At 67.1% G+C, this 16617-nt stretch carries 25 protein-coding genes; 3 read left to right on the top strand and 22 right to left on the bottom strand.

Going from position 1 to position 16617, the window contains the following annotated elements; translation table 11 throughout:
• Positions 1 to 136: 136 nt before the first annotated feature.
• The 8 genes from A9977_RS06985 to A9977_RS06950 all read right to left on the bottom strand — a co-directional run bounded on the left by A9977_RS06985 (position 137) and on the right by A9977_RS06950 (position 6278).
• Complete coding sequence (locus A9977_RS06985; protein WP_183024168.1) at positions 137 to 589, bottom strand: Spy/CpxP family protein refolding chaperone; 453 nt, start codon at positions 587 to 589, stop codon at positions 137 to 139.
• Positions 590 to 627: 38 nt separating this feature from the next.
• Positions 628 to 1005, bottom strand: coding sequence for a DUF4148 domain-containing protein (locus tag A9977_RS06980; RefSeq protein ID WP_183024167.1), 378 nt, complete (start codon positions 1003 to 1005; stop codon positions 628 to 630).
• A gap of 143 nt (positions 1006 to 1148) precedes the next feature.
• Positions 1149 to 2954, bottom strand: coding sequence for a phosphoenolpyruvate--protein phosphotransferase (gene ptsP, locus A9977_RS06975; RefSeq protein ID WP_183024166.1), 1806 nt, complete (start codon positions 2952 to 2954; stop codon positions 1149 to 1151).
• 58 nt (positions 2955 to 3012) lie between these two features.
• Positions 3013 to 3282 carry an HPr family phosphocarrier protein gene (locus tag A9977_RS06970; RefSeq protein WP_183024165.1) on the bottom strand — a complete coding sequence of 90 codons (270 nt, stop codon included), beginning with the start codon at positions 3280 to 3282 and terminating at the stop codon, positions 3013 to 3015.
• Positions 3251 to 3706: a PTS sugar transporter subunit IIA gene (locus A9977_RS06965; protein WP_183024164.1), complete on the bottom strand. Its 456-nt coding sequence runs from the start codon at positions 3704 to 3706 to the stop codon at positions 3251 to 3253. The genes A9977_RS06970 and A9977_RS06965 overlap by 32 nt, the downstream gene beginning before the upstream one ends.
• Positions 3703 to 4974, bottom strand: a complete 1272-nt coding sequence (locus A9977_RS06960; RefSeq protein WP_183024163.1) for an MFS transporter — start codon at positions 4972 to 4974, stop codon at positions 3703 to 3705. Before A9977_RS06960 ends, A9977_RS06965 begins: the two co-directional genes overlap by 4 nt.
• Before the next feature lie 19 nt (positions 4975 to 4993).
• Complete coding sequence (locus tag A9977_RS06955; protein WP_183024162.1) at positions 4994 to 5533, bottom strand: hypothetical protein; 540 nt, start codon at positions 5531 to 5533, stop codon at positions 4994 to 4996.
• A gap of 40 nt (positions 5534 to 5573) precedes the next feature.
• The gene (locus tag A9977_RS06950) at positions 5574 to 6278 is read right to left on the bottom strand and encodes a DUF4197 domain-containing protein (protein WP_183024161.1); all 705 of its coding nucleotides are present in this window, start codon (positions 6276 to 6278) and stop codon (positions 5574 to 5576) included.
• A gap of 13 nt (positions 6279 to 6291) precedes the next feature.
• On the opposite strand from A9977_RS06950, the gene A9977_RS06945 reads away from it, so the two are divergent.
• Positions 6292 to 6789, top strand: coding sequence for a TlpA disulfide reductase family protein (locus A9977_RS06945; RefSeq protein WP_183024160.1), 498 nt, complete (start codon positions 6292 to 6294; stop codon positions 6787 to 6789).
• A gap of 255 nt (positions 6790 to 7044) precedes the next feature.
• On the opposite strand, the gene A9977_RS06940 is transcribed toward A9977_RS06945, so the two are convergent.
• Positions 7045 to 7503, bottom strand: coding sequence for a cytochrome c (locus tag A9977_RS06940; RefSeq protein WP_183024159.1), 459 nt, complete (start codon positions 7501 to 7503; stop codon positions 7045 to 7047).
• Between the two features lie 161 nt (positions 7504 to 7664).
• On the opposite strand from A9977_RS06940, the gene A9977_RS06935 reads away from it, so the two are divergent.
• Complete coding sequence (locus tag A9977_RS06935) at positions 7665 to 8372, top strand: cytochrome b/b6 domain-containing protein (protein ID WP_183024158.1); 708 nt, start codon at positions 7665 to 7667, stop codon at positions 8370 to 8372.
• The gene (locus A9977_RS06930; protein ID WP_183024157.1) at positions 8369 to 8959 is read left to right on the top strand and encodes a GNAT family N-acetyltransferase; all 591 of its coding nucleotides are present in this window, start codon (positions 8369 to 8371) and stop codon (positions 8957 to 8959) included. The genes A9977_RS06935 and A9977_RS06930 overlap by 4 nt, the downstream gene beginning before the upstream one ends.
• Before the next feature lie 214 nt (positions 8960 to 9173).
• Here A9977_RS06930 and A9977_RS06925 read toward each other — a convergent pair whose 3' ends face one another.
• The 13 genes from A9977_RS06925 to tuf all read right to left on the bottom strand — a co-directional run bounded on the left by A9977_RS06925 (position 9174) and on the right by tuf (position 16612).
• Positions 9174 to 9680, bottom strand: coding sequence for a peroxiredoxin (locus A9977_RS06925; protein ID WP_183024156.1), 507 nt, complete (start codon positions 9678 to 9680; stop codon positions 9174 to 9176).
• 73 nt (positions 9681 to 9753) lie between these two features.
• A complete protein-coding gene (gene rpsQ, locus A9977_RS06920) occupies positions 9754 to 10023 on the bottom strand; it encodes a 30S ribosomal protein S17 (RefSeq protein ID WP_140844734.1) in 270 nt (89 codons plus the stop codon).
• A 9-nt stretch (positions 10024 to 10032) separates the two neighbouring features.
• Positions 10033 to 10239 carry a 50S ribosomal protein L29 gene (rpmC, locus tag A9977_RS06915; RefSeq protein ID WP_183024449.1) on the bottom strand — a complete coding sequence of 69 codons (207 nt, stop codon included), beginning with the start codon at positions 10237 to 10239 and terminating at the stop codon, positions 10033 to 10035.
• A 62-nt stretch (positions 10240 to 10301) separates the two neighbouring features.
• Positions 10302 to 10718, bottom strand: a complete 417-nt coding sequence (gene rplP, locus A9977_RS06910) for a 50S ribosomal protein L16 (RefSeq protein WP_183024155.1) — start codon at positions 10716 to 10718, stop codon at positions 10302 to 10304.
• Between the two features lie 54 nt (positions 10719 to 10772).
• Complete coding sequence (gene rpsC / locus A9977_RS06905; protein WP_183024154.1) at positions 10773 to 11699, bottom strand: 30S ribosomal protein S3; 927 nt, start codon at positions 11697 to 11699, stop codon at positions 10773 to 10775.
• Positions 11700 to 11713: 14 nt separating this feature from the next.
• The gene (rplV, locus tag A9977_RS06900; protein ID WP_007838134.1) at positions 11714 to 12046 is read right to left on the bottom strand and encodes a 50S ribosomal protein L22; all 333 of its coding nucleotides are present in this window, start codon (positions 12044 to 12046) and stop codon (positions 11714 to 11716) included.
• A gap of 9 nt (positions 12047 to 12055) precedes the next feature.
• Positions 12056 to 12334, bottom strand: a complete 279-nt coding sequence (gene rpsS / locus A9977_RS06895; protein WP_007838132.1) for a 30S ribosomal protein S19 — start codon at positions 12332 to 12334, stop codon at positions 12056 to 12058.
• An 11-nt stretch (positions 12335 to 12345) separates the two neighbouring features.
• A complete protein-coding gene (gene rplB / locus A9977_RS06890; protein ID WP_183024153.1) occupies positions 12346 to 13170 on the bottom strand; it encodes a 50S ribosomal protein L2 in 825 nt (274 codons plus the stop codon).
• Positions 13171 to 13172: 2 nt separating this feature from the next.
• Positions 13173 to 13511, bottom strand: a complete 339-nt coding sequence (gene rplW, locus A9977_RS06885; protein ID WP_183024152.1) for a 50S ribosomal protein L23 — start codon at positions 13509 to 13511, stop codon at positions 13173 to 13175.
• Positions 13508 to 14128 (bottom strand): 50S ribosomal protein L4, encoded by a 621-nt coding sequence (rplD, locus tag A9977_RS06880; protein WP_183024151.1) that lies wholly within the window; start codon positions 14126 to 14128, stop codon positions 13508 to 13510. The genes rplW and rplD overlap by 4 nt, the downstream gene beginning before the upstream one ends.
• Positions 14128 to 14808 carry a 50S ribosomal protein L3 gene (gene rplC, locus A9977_RS06875; protein ID WP_183024150.1) on the bottom strand — a complete coding sequence of 227 codons (681 nt, stop codon included), beginning with the start codon at positions 14806 to 14808 and terminating at the stop codon, positions 14128 to 14130. The genes rplD and rplC overlap by 1 nt, the downstream gene beginning before the upstream one ends.
• Positions 14809 to 15082: 274 nt before the next feature.
• A complete protein-coding gene (gene rpsJ, locus A9977_RS06870; RefSeq protein ID WP_028250951.1) occupies positions 15083 to 15397 on the bottom strand; it encodes a 30S ribosomal protein S10 in 315 nt (104 codons plus the stop codon).
• Between the two features lie 24 nt (positions 15398 to 15421).
• A complete protein-coding gene (gene tuf, locus A9977_RS06865; RefSeq protein ID WP_183024149.1) occupies positions 15422 to 16612 on the bottom strand; it encodes an elongation factor Tu in 1191 nt (396 codons plus the stop codon).
• Positions 16613 to 16617: the final 5 nt, after the last annotated feature.

Here is a 16617-nt window from a genome sequence, read left to right as displayed (position 1 = left end):
GCCTACTGGCGGCGCCCCACAGAAGACTCACGATCAGGCTCGAAGGCATCGGGAAGATGCGGCGCATCGCAGGCACTCCGTTGGCGGTCGCGTCGCAGCCGCCGGTGCGGTGAAGGTGGCGGCGCGGTGGCGGGGCTCAACCATGCCGGCCCCAGCGGCGGCCGCGGTCCATGAACTCGCGCACCTTCTGCTGCTGGGCGGGGCGCAGGTGATCGAAGAAGTCGGCCGTGGCCGCGATGATCTCCGGGCTGCCGGCGCGCAGGGCCGCGGTCTTCTCTTCGACCAGCCGGGCCGCGCCCGCCTGGTCCAGCTTGTCGCCGGCGAACAGGGCCTTGAACTGGGCGCGCGGGTCGCCGCCGCCGCGCAGGGCTTCGCGCTGCGCCTGCAGGGCATTGGCCAGCGCGGTCAGCTTCTGCTGCTGCGCGGCATCGAGGTCGAGCTTGCTGCCGACGCGCTCGACCATGCGGGCGCGGAATTCGGCCGAGTCGCTGTCGCCGCCGTGGCGGTGGCCGGCGCAGCCCACGAGGCTGCCGAGCACGAGCGCGCCGCCGAAGAGGCCGACCAGGCTGCGTTGGAACCAGGGTTTCATGACGATGCTTTCCGATGAGATTAAGGGGCTGCGAGCGCTCAAAGGCGGCTGGCGGCCGGCTTGGGCGCGCTGGCGCGGGCCGCATCGAGCGGCTGCGGCTGCGTCGAGACCAGGCGGCTGTTGACACGCGAGCCCGCGCTCACGTTCTGGTCGGGCGCGGCGGCCGCGCGCACGGCCTCCGCGCGCGCGATCGCGCGGTCCTGCGACACGATGACCTGTTCGGCGCCGCGCGAACCGCGCGCCACGTTCTGGTCGGGTGCGTTGGCGGCACGGACGGCGTCGGCCATCACGTCGGCACGCTTCACGGCGGCGCCGGGCGAGGTCTGGACGCCGAGATAGTCCTCGGCCTGGGCCGCGGCGACGGTGCCCAGCAGGGCGATGGCGGAAACGGCGAGGAAGGTGCGGCGGATGTTCATGGCGAGGTCCTTTCGGTGAAGGAATGAAGGAGCCTCGATGGTGCGATCCGCGCGCGCCGAAGTCTTCTCGCCGCCGTATCGGCGTGTTTCGTTTTATTGCGGCGGCACCGGCCTGCCTCGGCCGCAGCGGCGGCGGCCTGGCCTCAGCGCGGCGCGGCGAGCAGGGCCGCGGGCTCTTCGGCCGCGAGCACGTCCTGCGCCCAGGCTTCCAGCTTGCTCGTGTCGGCGCGCAGCACTTCCTGCTTGACCGCCAGGATCTGCGACGGGTGCATCGAGAAGCTGCGCAGCCCCAGGCCCAGCAGCAGGCGCGTGAAGTTCACGTCGCCGGCCATCTCGCCGCACACGCTCACGCCCTTGCCCTGGCGCCGGCACTCGGCGATGGTCTCGGCCACCAGGCGCAGCACGGCCGGATGGGCGGGGTCGTAGAGGTGGGCCACGGCCTCGTCGGCACGGTCGATGGCCAGCGTGTACTGGATCAGGTCGTTGGTGCCGATCGAGAGGAAGTCGAAGTGCTTGAGGAAGGTCTTGAGCGTGAGCGCCGCGGCCGGGATCTCGATCATCGCGCCCAGCTTGACCCGGCCGTGCACCGCGCCGCGCCGGTCGAGCTGCGCGCGCGCCTCCTCGATCAGCGCCAGCGTCTGGCGGATCTCGCTGGCGTGCGCGAGCATGGGGATCAGCAGGTGGATCTCGCCGTGCGAGGCGGCGCGCAGGATGGCGCGCAGCTGCGTGAGGAACATCGCCGGGTCGGCCAGGCTCCAGCGGATCGCGCGCAGGCCCAGCGCCGGGTTCAGGTAGTCGTCGCGCACCGCCTTGCCGTCGAGCGGCTTGTCGGCGCCGACGTCGATGGTGCGGATGGTGACCGGCATGCCCTGCATGCCCTCGACCGCGCGGCGGTAGGCGAGGTACTGCTCTTCTTCGTCGGGCAGGCGCGTGAGGCGCTGCGCCTCGCGGCCCATGAACAGGAACTCGCTGCGGAACAGGCCCACGCCCACCGCGCCGGCCTTGACCGCGCCCAGCGTGTCCTCGGGCATCTCGATGTTGGCCAGCAGTTCGACGCGCTCGCCGTCGAGCGTCACGGCCGGCTTGTGGCGCAGCCGCGTGAGGCGACCGCGCTCGAGCTCGCCCTGGCGCTGCTTGAAGCCGTACTCGGCCAGGATGATCGGGGAAGGGTCGACGATCACCACACCGGCATCGCCGTCGATGATGACCCAGTCGTCCTGGCGCACCAACTGGCTCATGGTGCGCGCGCCGACCACCGCCGGGATGTCCATGCTGCGCGCGACGATGGCGGTGTGCGAGGTGCGGCCGCCCACGTCGGTGACGAAGCCGGCGAACACGCTCTTCTTGAACTGCAGCATGTCGGCCGGCGACAGGTCGTGCGCGATCAGCACCAGCGGCGCATCGGCGCCCTCGCCCGAGGTCGGGTCGTGCCCGTCGTCGTCGTCGCTGTGGGCCGCGCGCTTGCGCCGCGGCGGCGTGGGCGCGAGCACCGCGGCCGTGCCCTTCATGCGGTGCAGCATGCGTTCGACCACCTGCTCGAGGTCGGCCTTGCGCTCGCGCAGGTAGGCGTCCTCCATCTCGTCGAACTGGCGCGCGATCACTTCGAGCTGCGTGGTCAACGCCCATTCGGCGTTGTAGAGGCGCTCGGTGATCCAGTGCTTGACGCCGCCGCTCAGTGCCTCGTCCTGCAGCAGCATCTGGTGCACCTCGAGCAGTGCCGCGAGTTCGTGCGGCGCCTCGCTGGGCCCCATCAGCGCGACGCTGGCCTGCAGCTTGGTCAGCTCGTCGGCGACCGCGTTGCGCGCGCTGCGCACGCGGTCGATCTCGCTCTCGATCTGCTCGGGCTTGACGAAGTAGTGCGCGACGTCGATGCGGCTCGACACCACCAGCACCGCACGCCCGATGGCGATGCCGCGGGCGACGGGGAGGCCGTGGACGGCGAAGGTCATGGCGCCATCCGAGGCGTGCAGCGCGAGCGCGGCGGGAAGGCCTGGAAGCGCGCCACGGTCACTCCCCTTCGCCGAACTTGTCGTTCATGAGCGCGATGAGCGCGTCGCTGGCCTGCTGCTCCTGCTCGCCGATGGTTTCCAGCACCACCGTCGAGCCGAGCCCGGCGGCCAGCATCATCACGCCCATGATGCTCTTGGCGTTGACGCGGCGCTCGCCGCGCGAGAGCCAGACTTCGCACGGAAAGCTGCCGGCCAGCTTGGTGAGCTTGGCCGAGGCGCGGGCGTGCAGGCCCAGCTTATTGCTGATGGTCACGGATGTCTTGATCACTGTGTTTTCTTCTCGCCTGGTTCTGGGGAGCGGCCACCGCCACCTGCATCACGCCCGCCGTGCCGCCCGCGATCGCACGCTGCACCAGCGCATCGAGCGGTTCGTTGCGGTAGCTCACGGCGCGCAGCAGCATCGGCAGGTTGACGCCGGCCACGAGCCGCGAGCGCGCGCCGTCGACCAGCTTCTGCGCCACGTTGCAGGGCGTGGCGCCGAACACGTCGGCCAGCACCAGCACCTGGGAGCGCGGCGCGCGCAGCTGCAGCTCGAGCGTGATGCGCGCGGCGGCCAGGGTTTCCTCGGGCGACACGTTGGGCAGCACGTCGAGCGCCGCGATGTTCTGCTCGCAGTCGGGAAACACGTGCAGCGCGCACTGCCGCAGCGCCTGTGCGAGCGGAGCGTGGGCGATGAGGAGGATGCTGTTCATGCGACGCGAGGGGACGGATGTCGATTATGCGGGGGCGCCCAGAGGAAGTAGAGGTACGACAGCACGCAGCAGCCCAGAAACACCGCGAAGGCCGCGCGGAAGGCGTCCACCGTGTCCAGGCCCAGGCCGAGGAACAGGTCGATCAGCAGGCCGAGGCCCCACTGCACGGTGAAGATGCCGAGGAACACCACCAGGTTGTACGCCGACAGCGCGCGGCCGGCCAGCGCCGCGGGCAGCGCCATCGCCACCGCCGGCTGTGCCAGCGTGACGACGGTGGAGACGCACAGCAGCAGCATCCAGGCGGCGCTGCCGGCCGCCGGCCCGGCCACGATCATCAGCGCCAGCAGGCCCATGTTGAGCGGCAGGCCCCAGGTGAGCAGGCGCGCAGCGCCGAGGCTTCGCCGCACCAGCCAGGGATTGATCGCGCCCCAGAGCCAATAGGCGGCCAGCAGCGCGAGGCTGATGCGGAACAGCGCGCTCGCGGCCTCGAAGGGCGAGTGGCCCGCCACGCGCGTGAGCCAGGGCACGACCCACAGCGTCTGCAGCGCGACGAAGCCGCCGTAGTTGAAGAAGCCGATCGGCGTGAGCTTGCGGAAGAAGGGGTCGCGGAACACGGCGCCGTAGCCCGGCGCCACGTCGCTGCCGCCCGGCGCCGGCGCCAGCGGTCGCCATGCGGGCGCGACGCAGGCGATCAGCACCATCGAGAGCAGCACGCCCGCGGCCAGCAGCCAGAACAGCGGGCGCCAGCCGAACAGCGGCACCAGCCAGTGCACCGGCAGGGTCGCGGCCACCAGCCCCAGCGAGCCGACCATCAGCATCCAGGCGTTGCCGCGCAGCTGCAGCGAGGGATCGAACCAGCGCCGGTAGCCGGTCAGCGGCGCCATCAGGCAGGCGCTCACGCCCACGCCGGTGAGCACGCGCGCGGCCAGCAGCATCGGAAACTCGGTGACCTGCGAGAACAGCAGGCAGCCGGCGACGGCCGCCGTCAGGAAGCACAGCACCACGCGCTTGGGTCCATGGCGGTCGAGCCAGGCGCCCATGGGCAGCTGCGTGAGCGCAAAGCCGAAGAAATAGCCGCCGGCCAGCAGGCCCAGGTCGCGCGACTGCAGGTCGAACTCCTCGGTCAGCACCGGCGACAGCGTGGCGGTGATGGCGCGCACCAGCGTCGACAGGAAATAGGCGAAGGCGAAGGCGACAAAGACCGCGATCGCGCGGGCCGTGCTGCGCAGCAGGTCGCTGCGGGCGGGCGCCAGGGGAAGGGCGCTCATGGTGCGGGCCGCCGCCGGCTCATGGCAGCCTCAGGCCTTCGAAGAAGGTGGTCACGGCTTCGGCATCGGCCGGTGTGCCCAACACCGTGGCCTGGTAGATCGAGACGCCGCCCGCGCGCCATTGCGCGAACCACAGCACCCGCGCGGCCGGGCCGGGCCCGTTGCGATCGCCCGCATCGAGCCGGACCGGCGCCGGCTGCAGCGCGGCGCGCGGCACCACGCCCGCGGACTCCTTTGCCGTGACGCCCGCCAGCTGGGTGCGCGTGGCCGCACGCCAGGCGCCCAGCCAGGCCTCGGCCTGGGCCGCATCGGCGGCGCGCGCATGGGCCACCGCGAAGGTGGCGCCGCCGGCCTCGCAGCCCGCCATCTCGACGTTCACGGACTCGGCGCCCAGGGGCAGCGCGCGGCTCGCGCGGTCGGGCTTGCAGGGCAGCAGCGCGATCAGGCCGCCGTCGCCGATCGGCACCTCGCGCCAGTTGAAGGTGAGGCTGCAGGCGGCCAACGCGGCCGCGGCAAGGAGAAGGAAGGCGGCCGGACCGGCGCGGGACGAAGAAGGCATCGGGTCGCGATTATGGGCGTGCGACCCGCTCCGAAGCGGCTCAGCGGATGGCGCCGAACACCTTCTGCAGGATCGCGCTGCCGCTGCCCACGGGATCCTGGCGGATCTTGCGCTCTTCCTCGCCGATCATCAGGTAGAGGCCGTCGAGCGACTTGCCGGTGACGTAGCCCTGGAGGTTGGCGTCCTCCTTCTTCACCAGCCCGAAGCCGGCGGCCTTGCCCGCGAGCTGGTTGTACTTGTCGGCCAGCTTCACCTTGACCGTGGCCGCGCTCACGATCGGCAGGAAACGCTCGGTCAGCGGCGCGCGCGTGCGGCCGGCGAAGAACTGCGTGACCGAGTTGTCGCCGCCCGTGAGGATGCCCTTGGCGTCGGTCACGCTCATGGTGCGCACCGCGTTGACCAGCAGGTCCTTGGCCGCCGGCACCGCCTGCTCGGCCGCGCGGTTCATGGCCGTGACCAGTTCGTCGATGCGGCCGCCCTGCCCCATCATGCGCAGCACCTTCGAGCCGTCCTCGAGATAGCCGGGCAGCGGAATGCGCACCTTGGGATTGCCCAGGAAGCCGTCGGGCCGGCCCAGCAGGCTCACGGCCACGGTGGCGCCTTTCTCGAGCGCAGCCTTGACGCCGCTGGAGGCGTCGGCGCTGCTGAGATCGCTCAAGGACAGTGCATGCGCCTGTTGCATGGCCAGCAATGCCAATGAGGCAGGCAAGGCCAGACAGGCGGAACTAAAATTGCGGCGGTCCATTCCATCGGTCTCCATGAAAAAACTACTCCCTGTCGCTGCGCTCGTGATCGCCCTCGCCGCCGGCGCCGGCGTCTACCTGAAGACCGGCGTCTCGACCGCCCCGGCATCGACCTTCGTGCTGCTCGACGGCAGCCAGAAGACCACGGAAGACTTGAAGGGCAAGGTGACGCTGGTCAACTTCTGGGCCACCAGCTGCGTGACTTGCGTGGCCGAGATGCCCAAGGTGATCGCCACCTACGACAAGTACAAGGCGCAAGGCTACGACACCTTGGCCGTCGCCATGAGCTACGACCCGCCCAGCTACGTGGTGAACTTCACGGAAACCCGCAAGCTTCCCTTCAAGGTCGCGATCGACAACACCGGCGCCGTGGCCAAGGCCTGGGGCGACGTGGCGCTCACCCCCACCACCTACATCGTCAACAAGCGCGGCGAGATCGTGAAGCGCTACGTGGGCGAGCCCGACTTCGCCGAACTGCACAAGCTGATCGAGAAGCTGCTGGCCGAGGCCTGAGCGGCCCGACACCGCACAAAGAAAAAGGCACCGCAAGGTGCCTTTTTCTTTTCTGTTCCTGGGATACCGCGGAACCGGCTCTGCCGGGCCGCTGGTATCGCCCCCTTGAGGGGGAAGGCGAAGCGACACGCAGTGCGCGAGCATTCGGGGGTGGGCCAGAGACACCACGGAACCGGCTTTGCCGGGCCGTCGGTGTCGCCCCCTTGAGGGGGAGGGCAAGCGGACACGAAGTGCCGCGAAGCCTTCGGGGGTGGGTCAGCGTGCTCTGAAGCTGTCGTGGCACGCCTTGCAGGTCGCGCCCGCCGCGCCGATCGAGGCCTTGATGGCATCGAGGTTGCCGGTCTTGGCCGCGGCCGCCAGCTTGACCATCTCGCCCTCGGCCTTGCCGGCCAGGTCCTTGAACTTCGCCTGCTCGGTCCAGACCTCCGGCTTGGCCTTGCCGCCTTCGGTCCCGGGACCGAAGGCCACCCAGGGCTGCTTGATCAGCTCGGCCACGCGCTGCGCGCTCTCGTCGGCCACCTTGGCATTGAAGTCGTCGCGGCCCGAGGCCATGTCGGCGACCCGCTTGAAGTTCTGCTGCATCTCCTTGAGCGTGGCCTGGCGGAACTTGATGGCGTCCTCGGGCTTGTCGAACTTCTGGGGCTGGGCATGGACGGGCAGCACGGCTGCGACAACAACTGCCGCAGCCAGCGCAAGGCTGGCAAGACGAATCATGGGCTTCCTTATTTCGTGGGGGATCGGCGCCGCGCCTGCGGCACCGGCGAACAGTTTAGAGGGCCGCGAAGGCGCAGGCGCGACATGGGGCTTCCGGCCGCGGCCGCCGAGATTTGCTAATCTGCGCCTCCCGCCCCTTTTCGGCCCTCTTTGTCCGCCCGATGACTCCTTCTCCGTCCCAGACCATCGACGAGGTACGCCCGACGCGCACACGCATCTGGGACCTGCCGACGCGGGCCTTCCACTGGCTGCTGGCGCTGGGCGTCGGCGGCCTGCTCGCTACCGGCTTCCTCGGCGCCATGGAATGGCACTTCAGGCTCGGCTACCTGGTGCTGGCGCTGCTGCTGTTCCGGCTGCTCTGGGGCTTCGTCGGCGGGCGCTGGTCGCGCTTCGCGGCCTTCCTCTACCGGCCGCGCTCGGTCGTCGCCTACCTGCGCGGCGACGCCCATCCGGACCACCTGATCGGCCACAACCCGCTGGGCGCGCTGTCGGTCTTCGCGATGCTGGGGCTGCTGGCGCTGCAGGTCGGCACCGGCCTGCTGGCCGACGACGAGATTTCCAACGTGGGCCCGCTGTCGCACCTGGTGTCGGGCGCCACCGCCAGCCTGGCCACCGGCTGGCACGCGGAGCGCGGCAAATGGCTGGTGATCGCGCTGCTGGTGCTGCACCTGCTGGCGGTGCTCTATTACGCGCTGGTGCGGCGGCACCGCCTGGTCGGCCCGATGATCTCGGGCGACAAGACCCTCGTGGCGCCCGCGTCCACCGCCGCGCAACCCAGCCGGGACGATGCCGCATCGCGTCTGTTGGCCCTGGTGCTGTTCGCGGCCTGCGTCGGCTTCGCGCTCTGGATCGGAACCTTGCGCTCATGAGCACCTTCCCCGCCTCGCGCACGCTGCCGCTGATCGGCACGCCCGACATCGTGCTGATCACGCCGCACGCAGCGGACGAACTCGACGCCCTGCGCGCCGTGTTCACCGAGTACGCCGGCGGCCTGGGCATCGACCTGAGCTTCCAGAATTTCGCCGAGGAACTCGCGGCTCTGCCCGGCGACTACGCCGAGCCGCGCGGCGCGCTGCTGCTGGCGCTGGTAGCGGCCACCGACATTCCCGCGGCCCCCGAGCACCGTCCAACGATGCTGCGCCTGGCCGATGGCCGGCAGGCGGTGGTGGCCGGCTGCTGCGCGCTGCGGCCGCTCGACAGCGCCGACGACCCCAACGCGGCCGAGATGAAGCGGCTCTACGTGCGCCCCGGCTTTCGCGGCCTGGGACTGGGCCGGCGGCTGGCCGAAGCCATCCTCGATGCGGCACGCACCGCGGGCTACGCCTGCGTGCTGCTGGACACGCTCGACGACATGGAGTCGGCGCGCACGCTCTACGAGGACCTGGGCTTCGTCGAGGTGCCACCCTACTATCACAACCCGATCCCGGGCTCGCACTACCTGAAAGTCGAGCTCTGACCCACCCCCGAAGGCTCGCGCACTGCGTGTCGCTTCGCCCTCCCCCTCAAGGGGGGCAGTCCCTGGCCCACCCCCGAATGCTCGCGCACTGCGTGTCGCTTCGCCTTCCCCCTCGAGGGGGCGACACCAGCGGCCCGGCAAAGCCGGTTCCGCGGTGTCTCTGGCATGAAAAAAGGCGCCTCGTGGCGCCTTCGTGGGGTCAGCACAGGGGCGCTCAGCCCTTGGCTTGCGCCAGCAGCGTCTCGGCGTTGCTGACCTCGAACTTGCCCGGGGCCTCGACGTTGAGCGTCGCGACCTTGCCGTCCTTCACCAGCATCGAGTAGCGGTTGCTGCGCAGGCCCATGCCGCGGCCGGTCAGGTCGAGCGTGAGGCCGGTGGCCTTGGCGAAGTCGGCGCTGCCGTCGGCCAGCATGCGCACCTTGGTGCCGGTCTTCTGGTCGCGCGCCCAGGCGCCCATCACGAAGGCGTCGTTGACGCTCAGGCACCAGATCTCGTCGACACCCGCGGCCTTGAACTCGTCGAAGTGCTGCACATAGCCCGGCACGTGCTTGGCCGAGCAGGTGGGCGTGAAGGCACCGGGCAGCGCGAAGACCGCGATCGTCTTGCCGGCCGAAGCCTTGGCGACGTCCACGGCGTTCGGGCCGATGCTGCAGCCTTCGCCCTCGACTTCCGAGTATTCCTGCAGGGTGACGGGGGGAAGGGTGTCGCCGACTTTGATCATGATGTGAATGCTCCAGACAAAAAAGAAACGGCCCACATTGTGGGCCGTTTCGGGAGGGGCTGTGTGCCCAGGGTCAGACCAGGACGGCCTTCTCGACCAGACGGGTCACGACCCAGTTCTTGGTCTTCGAGATCGGACGGCTTTCCGTGATCTCGATGGTGTCGCCCAGGTGGTACTCGCCCTTTTCGTCATGGGCGTGGTACTTGCTCGTCTTGGCCACGATCTTGCCGTAGAGCTCGTGCTTCACACGACGCTCGACCAGCACGGTCACGGTCTTCTCACGCTTGTCGCTCACGACCTTGCCGATCAAGGTGCGCTTGAGGGATTTTTTAGCTTCCGTCATGTTTGCTCCTTACTTGGCGGCGGGTGCTTCTTGCTTCTGAGCAAGAATGGTCTTGGCGCGAGCGATGTCGCGACGTGTCACGCGCAGCGTCGAGGTGTTCGACAGCTGTTGCGTGGCCTTCTGCATGCGCAGACCGAAATGGGCCTTCTGCAGATCCTTGATTTCGGTTTGCAGGCCGGCGACGTCCTTGTCGCGCAGTGCTGCAGCCTTCGACACCTTGGCCGGCTTGGCCGCGGCGTCCTTCTTCTTACGTGTTGCCATGAGTGTTCTCTCCTCGATCAGGTGCCGAGCTGGCGCGCGACGAAGGTGGTACGCAGCGGCAGCTTGGCAGCAGCCAGGCGGAACGCTTCGCGGGCGAGTTCTTCGGGCACGCCGACGATCTCGAACACGATCTTGCCGGGTTGGATTTCCGCGACGTAGTACTCGGGGTTGCCCTTACCGTTACCCATCCGCACTTCAGCGGGCTTGGTAGAGATTGGCTTGTCCGGGAACACGCGGATCCAGATGCGGCCACCGCGCTTCACGTGACGCGAGATCGCGCGACGTGCGGCTTCGAGTTGGCGCGCGGTCAGACGGCCGCGGTCGGTGCATTTCAGACCGAAATCACCGAATGCCACCGAGTTGCCCCGGGTAGCGATGCCAGTGTTGCGGCCCTTTTGTTCCTTGCGGAACTTTCTGCGTGCAGGTTGCAGCATGTTTTATTACTCCGTGAGACTGACCCGAGCGCTTTCGCGCCCGGGAAAGACCGATTACTCGGTCTTGGCACCGTCAGCTGCTGCAGCTGGCGCGGCTTTGCGGACGCGCTTAACGGCGGGTTTCGGGTCTGCACCCGGTGCTGCGGGCGCACCACCGGTCGCTTCTGCGGGCTTGTCGCTGCCATCGGCCGGTGCGGTGTTGCCACCGATCGGGCCACGGCCACCGGCACGGGGGCCGGGACCACGACGGTCGCCACCCGGACGGTCGCCACCAGGGCGGCCATCGCGGCGGGGACCACGCGGGCGACGCTCGTCGTCCGGACGCGGCGTTTCGACGGCCGGCAGGTCGTTACGACCCAGCGTGTCGCCCTTGTAGACCCAGACCTTGACGCCGATGACGCCGTAGGTGGTCTTGGCTTCCGAGGTGCCGTAGTCGATGTCGGCGCGCAGGGTGTGAAGCGGCACGCGGCCTTCGCGGTACCACTCGCAACGGGCGATTTCGATACCGTTGAGACGGCCCGACGACATGATCTTGATGCCCAGGGCACCCAGACGCATGGCGTTCTGCATCGCACGCTTCATGGCGCGGCGGAACATGATCCGCTTTTCGAGCTGCTGCGTGATGCTGTCGGCGATCAGTTGGGCATCGATTTCAGGCTTGCGCACTTCTTCGATGTTCACTGCGACCGGCACACCCAGCTGCTTGCCGAGTTCGCGCTTGAGGTTCTCGATGTCTTCGCCCTTCTTGCCGATCACGACGCCCGGACGTGCCGAGTAGATCGTGATGCGTGCGTTCTTGGCGGGACGCTCGATCAGCACGCGCGAAACCGACGCGTTCTTGAGCTTCTTCTTCAGGTACTCGCGCACCTTGATGTCTTCGGCCAGCATGCCGGCGAAGTCTTTGTTGCTGGCGTACCAGCGGCTCGACCAGTTGCGGCTGACCGCAAGGCGGAAGCCGGTAGGGTGGATTTTTTGTCCCATAGTCTTCCGGCCTCTTAGTTGCCAACCGTCACGTACACATGGCACGTGGGCTTGCTGATGCGGTTGCCGCGGCCCTTGGCGCGCGCGGTGAAGCGCTTGAGCGTGGCGCCTTGTTCGACGTAGATGGTCTTGACCTTCAGTTCGTCGATGTCGGCACCGTCGTTGTGCTCGGCGTTGGCGATGGCCGACTCGAGCACCTTCTTGATGATCACAGCGGCCTTCTTCTGCGTGAATTGCAGAACGTTGAGCGCTTGATCGACCTTCTTGCCGCGGATGAGGTCCGCGACCAGACGGCCCTTGTCGACCGACAGGCGGACACCGCGGAGGACTGCACGTGTTTCAGACATGGTCGTTCCTTACTTCTTCTGGACTTTTTTGTCCGCGGGGTGCCCCTTGAACGTGCGGGTGAGCGCAAATTCGCCGAGCTTGTGGCCGACCATCTGATCGGTGATGTACACAGGCACGTGCTGCTTGCCGTTGTGCACGGCAATGGTCAGGCCGATGAACTCGGGCAGGACCATCGAGCGACGCGACCAGGTCTTGATCGGCTTCTTGTCCTTGGTCGTCACAGCCTTGTCGGCCTTGGCCACCAGATGGTGGTCGACGAAAGGACCCTTCTTGAGAGAGCGTGTCATTTGCTATCCCCTTATTTCTTGCGACGCGACACGATGAAGACCTGCGTGCGCTTGTTGTTACGGGTGCGATAGCCCTTGGTGAGGTTGCCCCATGGATCGACTGGATGGCGACCTTCACCGGTCTTGCCTTCACCACCACCGTGCGGGTGGTCCACCGGGTTCATCACCACGCCGCGAACGGTCGGGCGGATACCCATGTGACGCTTCACACCGGCCTTGCCCAGACGGCGCAGGCTGTGCTCTTCGTTGGCGACTTCGCCGATGGTGGCGCGGCACTCGACGTGCACGCGGCGGACTTCACCCGAGCGCATGCGCACTTGAGCGTAGACACCTTCGCGCGCCAGCAGCGTGGCCGACGTACCGGCCGAACGCGCGATCTGCGCGCCCTTGCCGGGTTGCAGCTCGATGCAGTGGATCGTCGAACCGACCGGGATGTTGCGGATCGGCAGCGTGTTGCCGGCGCGGATCGGAGCTTCCGAACCGCTCAGCAGCGTTGCACCGGCTTCCAGACCGCGCGGGGCGATGATGTAGCGGCGCTCGCCGTCGGCGTAGCACACCAGGGCGATGTGGGCGGTGCGGTTCGGGTCGTACTCGATGCGTTCGACCTTGGCCGGGATGCCGTCCTTGTTGCGCACGAAGTCCACCACGCGGTAGTGGTGCTTGTGGCCACCACCCTTGTGACGGGTCGTGATGTGACCGTTGTTGTTACGGCCGGCCTTCTGGAACTGGGGTTCCAGCAGCGGCGCGTGAGGAGCACCCTTGAACAGGTGGTCCCGCGAGATCTTCACCGCGCCGCGTTGGCCCGGCGAAGTGGGTTTCATCTTGATGACGGCCATGATTAAGCGCCTTCCCCGACGAGGTTGAGCTCTTGACCTGCCTTCAGCGTCACATAGGCCTTGCGAACGTTGTCGCGGCGGCCGATGGACTTGCCAAAGCGCTTGGTCTTGCCCTTGGTGTTGAGCACCGACACGCCCTGGACTTCGACCTTGAACATCAGTTCAACAGCGGCCTTGATCTCGGGCTTGGTGGCGTCCTGCAGCACCTTGAAAGTGACGGTATTCGACTTTTCGCCGACCATCGTGGCCTTTTCAGACACGATCGGGGCGACCAGCACGGCCATCAGACGGCCTTCCTGGAACGAATTCCGGAAAGCGGGCGTAGGATTCATGCGGCTCATGCGAACATCTCCTTGAGCTTGTCGACGGCACCCTTGGTGACCAGCACCTTCTTGTAGTGCACCAGCGACACCGGATCGGCGTAACGCGGCTCGACGACGAGCACGTTCACCAGGTTGCGCGAGGCGAGGTAGAGGTTCTCGTCGACTTCTTCGGCGATCACGAGCACGGACTCGAGATTCATGGCCTTGAACTTGGCGGCGAGCGGCTTGGTCTTGGGCGAATCCACCGTCAGCGAATCCACCACGGCCAGACGGCCTTCACGCGCGAGCTGCGAGAAGATCGACGCCATGCCGGCGCGGTACATCTTCTTGTTGATCTTCTGCGTGAAGTTTTCGTCAGGCATGTTCGGGAAGATGCGGCCGCCGCCACGCCACAGGGGCGAGGACGTCATACCGGCACGGGCGCGGCCCGTTCCCTTTTGCTTGAAAGGCTTCTTGGTCGAGTGATGGACCTGTTCGCGGTCCTTCTGGGCGCGCGTGCCTTGACGGGCGTTGGCCTGGAATGCGACGACGATCTGGTGAACCAGATCTTCGTTGTAGTCACGGCCGAACACGGTCTCGGGGGCGTCGTACTTCGACGCGGCCTGGCCTTGCTCGTTCAGGAGTTCGAGTTGCATTACTTCGCTCCTTCAGCAGCTTGGGGCTTGGCCTTGATGGCCGGACGCACGGTGACGAAGCCACCCTTCGAACCGGGGATCGCGCCCTTGATCAACAGCAGCTGACGCGCTTCGTCGATACGGAACACGTCGAGGTTCTGCGTCGTGACGGTGACGTCACCGAGGTGACCCGTCATGCGCTTGCCCGGGAACACGCGGCCCGGATCCTGCGCCATACCGATGGAACCCGGCACGTTGTGCGAACGGCTGTTACCGTGCGACGCGCGCTGCGAGCTCATGTTGTGACGCTTGATGGTGCCAGCGTAGCCCTTGCCGATGGAAGTGCCCTGCACGTCCACCTTCTGGCCGACCGCGAACACGCTGCCTGCGGCAATGACGCCACCAGCCTTGTGCTGACCGGCCGTATCGGCGGTCACGCGGAATTCCTGGATGATTTCGCCAGCTTCGACACCCGCCTTGGCGAGATGTCCGGCTTGCGGCTTGGTCACGCGCGATGCCTTGCGCGAACCGAAAGTCACTTGAAGCGCGACGTAGCCGTCGGTCTCTTGGGACTTGATCTGGGTCACACGGTTGTTGGACACATCCACCACCGTGACAGGAACTGCGTCCCCGTCATCGGTGAAGAGACGCATCATCCCCACCTTGCGGCCCAGCAACCCGAGGGAGTTGCTCAGACTCATTTGTTTTCTCCAAAAAATGGAAGTCTTTCTCCGCCGCTGCCACTTCAATTGGCGACAGCGTTTGGTCCCGTTGAAGACCTGCGAAAAAAGGTTGATAAATCTCGGCCTGCAAGCACCGGCGAAGGCGCAAAACGGGCAGAGCCGGCGATTATAGCCCGCGCTACCCTTTTCATGCAACCCGCCTGCCCGGCGAGGGGCATGCCGCAGTCCGAATCAACGGACAAGGTCCGCCGGCATCGCTGCCGGCGGACCTTGGTGAAGTGCAGAACCGGAGTTACTGCAGCTTGATCTCGACGTCGACGCCAGCCGGCAGGTCGAGCTTCATCAGCGCGTCCACGGTCTTGTCGGTCGGGTCGACGATGTCCATCAGGCGCTGGTGCGTGCGGATCTCGAACTGGTCGCGCGACGTCTTGTTGACGTGCGGCGAACGCAGGATGTCGAAACGCTTCATGCGCGTCGGCAGGGGCACCGGGCCCTTGACGATGGCGCCGGTGCGCTTGGCGGTGTCCACGATCTCAGCGGCCGACTGGTCGATGAGCTTGTAGTCGAACGCCTTCAGGCGGATGCGGATCTTTTGCTTGGTTGCCATGGTGTGTGTCCTTGTGCCTGTGGATTAAGCGATGACCTTGGCCACGACGCCCGAACCCACGGTACGGCCGCCTTCGCGGATGGCGAAGCGCAGGCCTTCTTCCATCGCGATCGGGTTGATCAGCTTCACGGTGATGCTGACGTTGTCGCCAGGCATGACCATTTCCTTGCCTTCGGGCAGCTCGATCGCGCCGGTCACGTCCGTCGTGCGGAAGTAGAACTGCGGGCGGTAGTTGTTGAAGAAGGGCGTGTGACGGCCGCCTTCGTCCTTGCTCAGCACATAGACTTCAGCCGTGAAGTGCGTGTGCGGCTTGATCGAACCCGGCTTGCACAGCACTTGGCCGCGCTCGACTTCTTCGCGCTTCGTGCCGCGCAGCAGCACGCCCACGTTGTCGCCCGCTTGACCTTGGTCCAGCAGCTTGCGGAACATTTCCACGCCGGTGCAGGTGGTCTTGACGGTCGGGCGGATGCCGACGATCTCGATTTCTTCACCGACCTTGATCACGCCACGTTCGACGGCGCCGGTCACCACGGTGCCGCGACCCGAGATCGAGAACACGTCTTCCACGGGCATCAGGAACGTGCCGTCCACGGCGCGCTCGGGCGTCGGGATGTACGTGTCCAGCGCTTCGGCCAGCTTCATGATGGCTTCTTCGCCCAGCTTGCCCTTGTCGCCTTCGAGGGCGAGCTTGGCCGAGCCGTGGATGATGGGGGTGGCGTCGCCCGGGAAGTCGTACTTGTCCAGCAGCTCGCGCACTTCCATCTCGACCAACTCGAGCAGCTCGGCGTCGTCGACCATGTCGCACTTGTTCAGGAACACGATGATGTAGCCCACGCCCACCTGGCGAGCCAGCAGGATGTGTTCACGGGTCTGGGGCATCGGGCCGTCGGCAGCCGAGCACACCAGGATCGCGCCGTCCATCTGGGCGGCGCCGGTGATCATGTTCTTCACGTAGTCGGCGTGACCGGGGCAGTCGACGTGTGCGTAGTGGCGGTTGGCCGTTTCGTACTCGACGTGTGCGGTGTTGATCGTGATGCCGCGTGCCTTTTCTTCGGGCGCCGCGTCGATCTGGTCGTAGGCCTTGGCTTCGCCGCCGAACTTGGCCGACAGCACCGTTGCGATCGCAGCGGTCAGCGTGGTCTTGCCATGGTCGACGTGACCGATCGTGCCCACGTTGACGTGGGGCTTGGTGCGGGTGAACTTACCTTTTGCCATTTTTC

It is taken from the genome of Variovorax sp. UMC13 (assembly GCF_014170375.1).
Lineage (GTDB): Bacteria > Pseudomonadota > Gammaproteobacteria > Burkholderiales > Burkholderiaceae_C > Variovorax.
The sequence above is the reverse complement of the archived record's forward strand: the minus strand, read 5'-3'. Positions and strand labels throughout refer to the sequence as shown.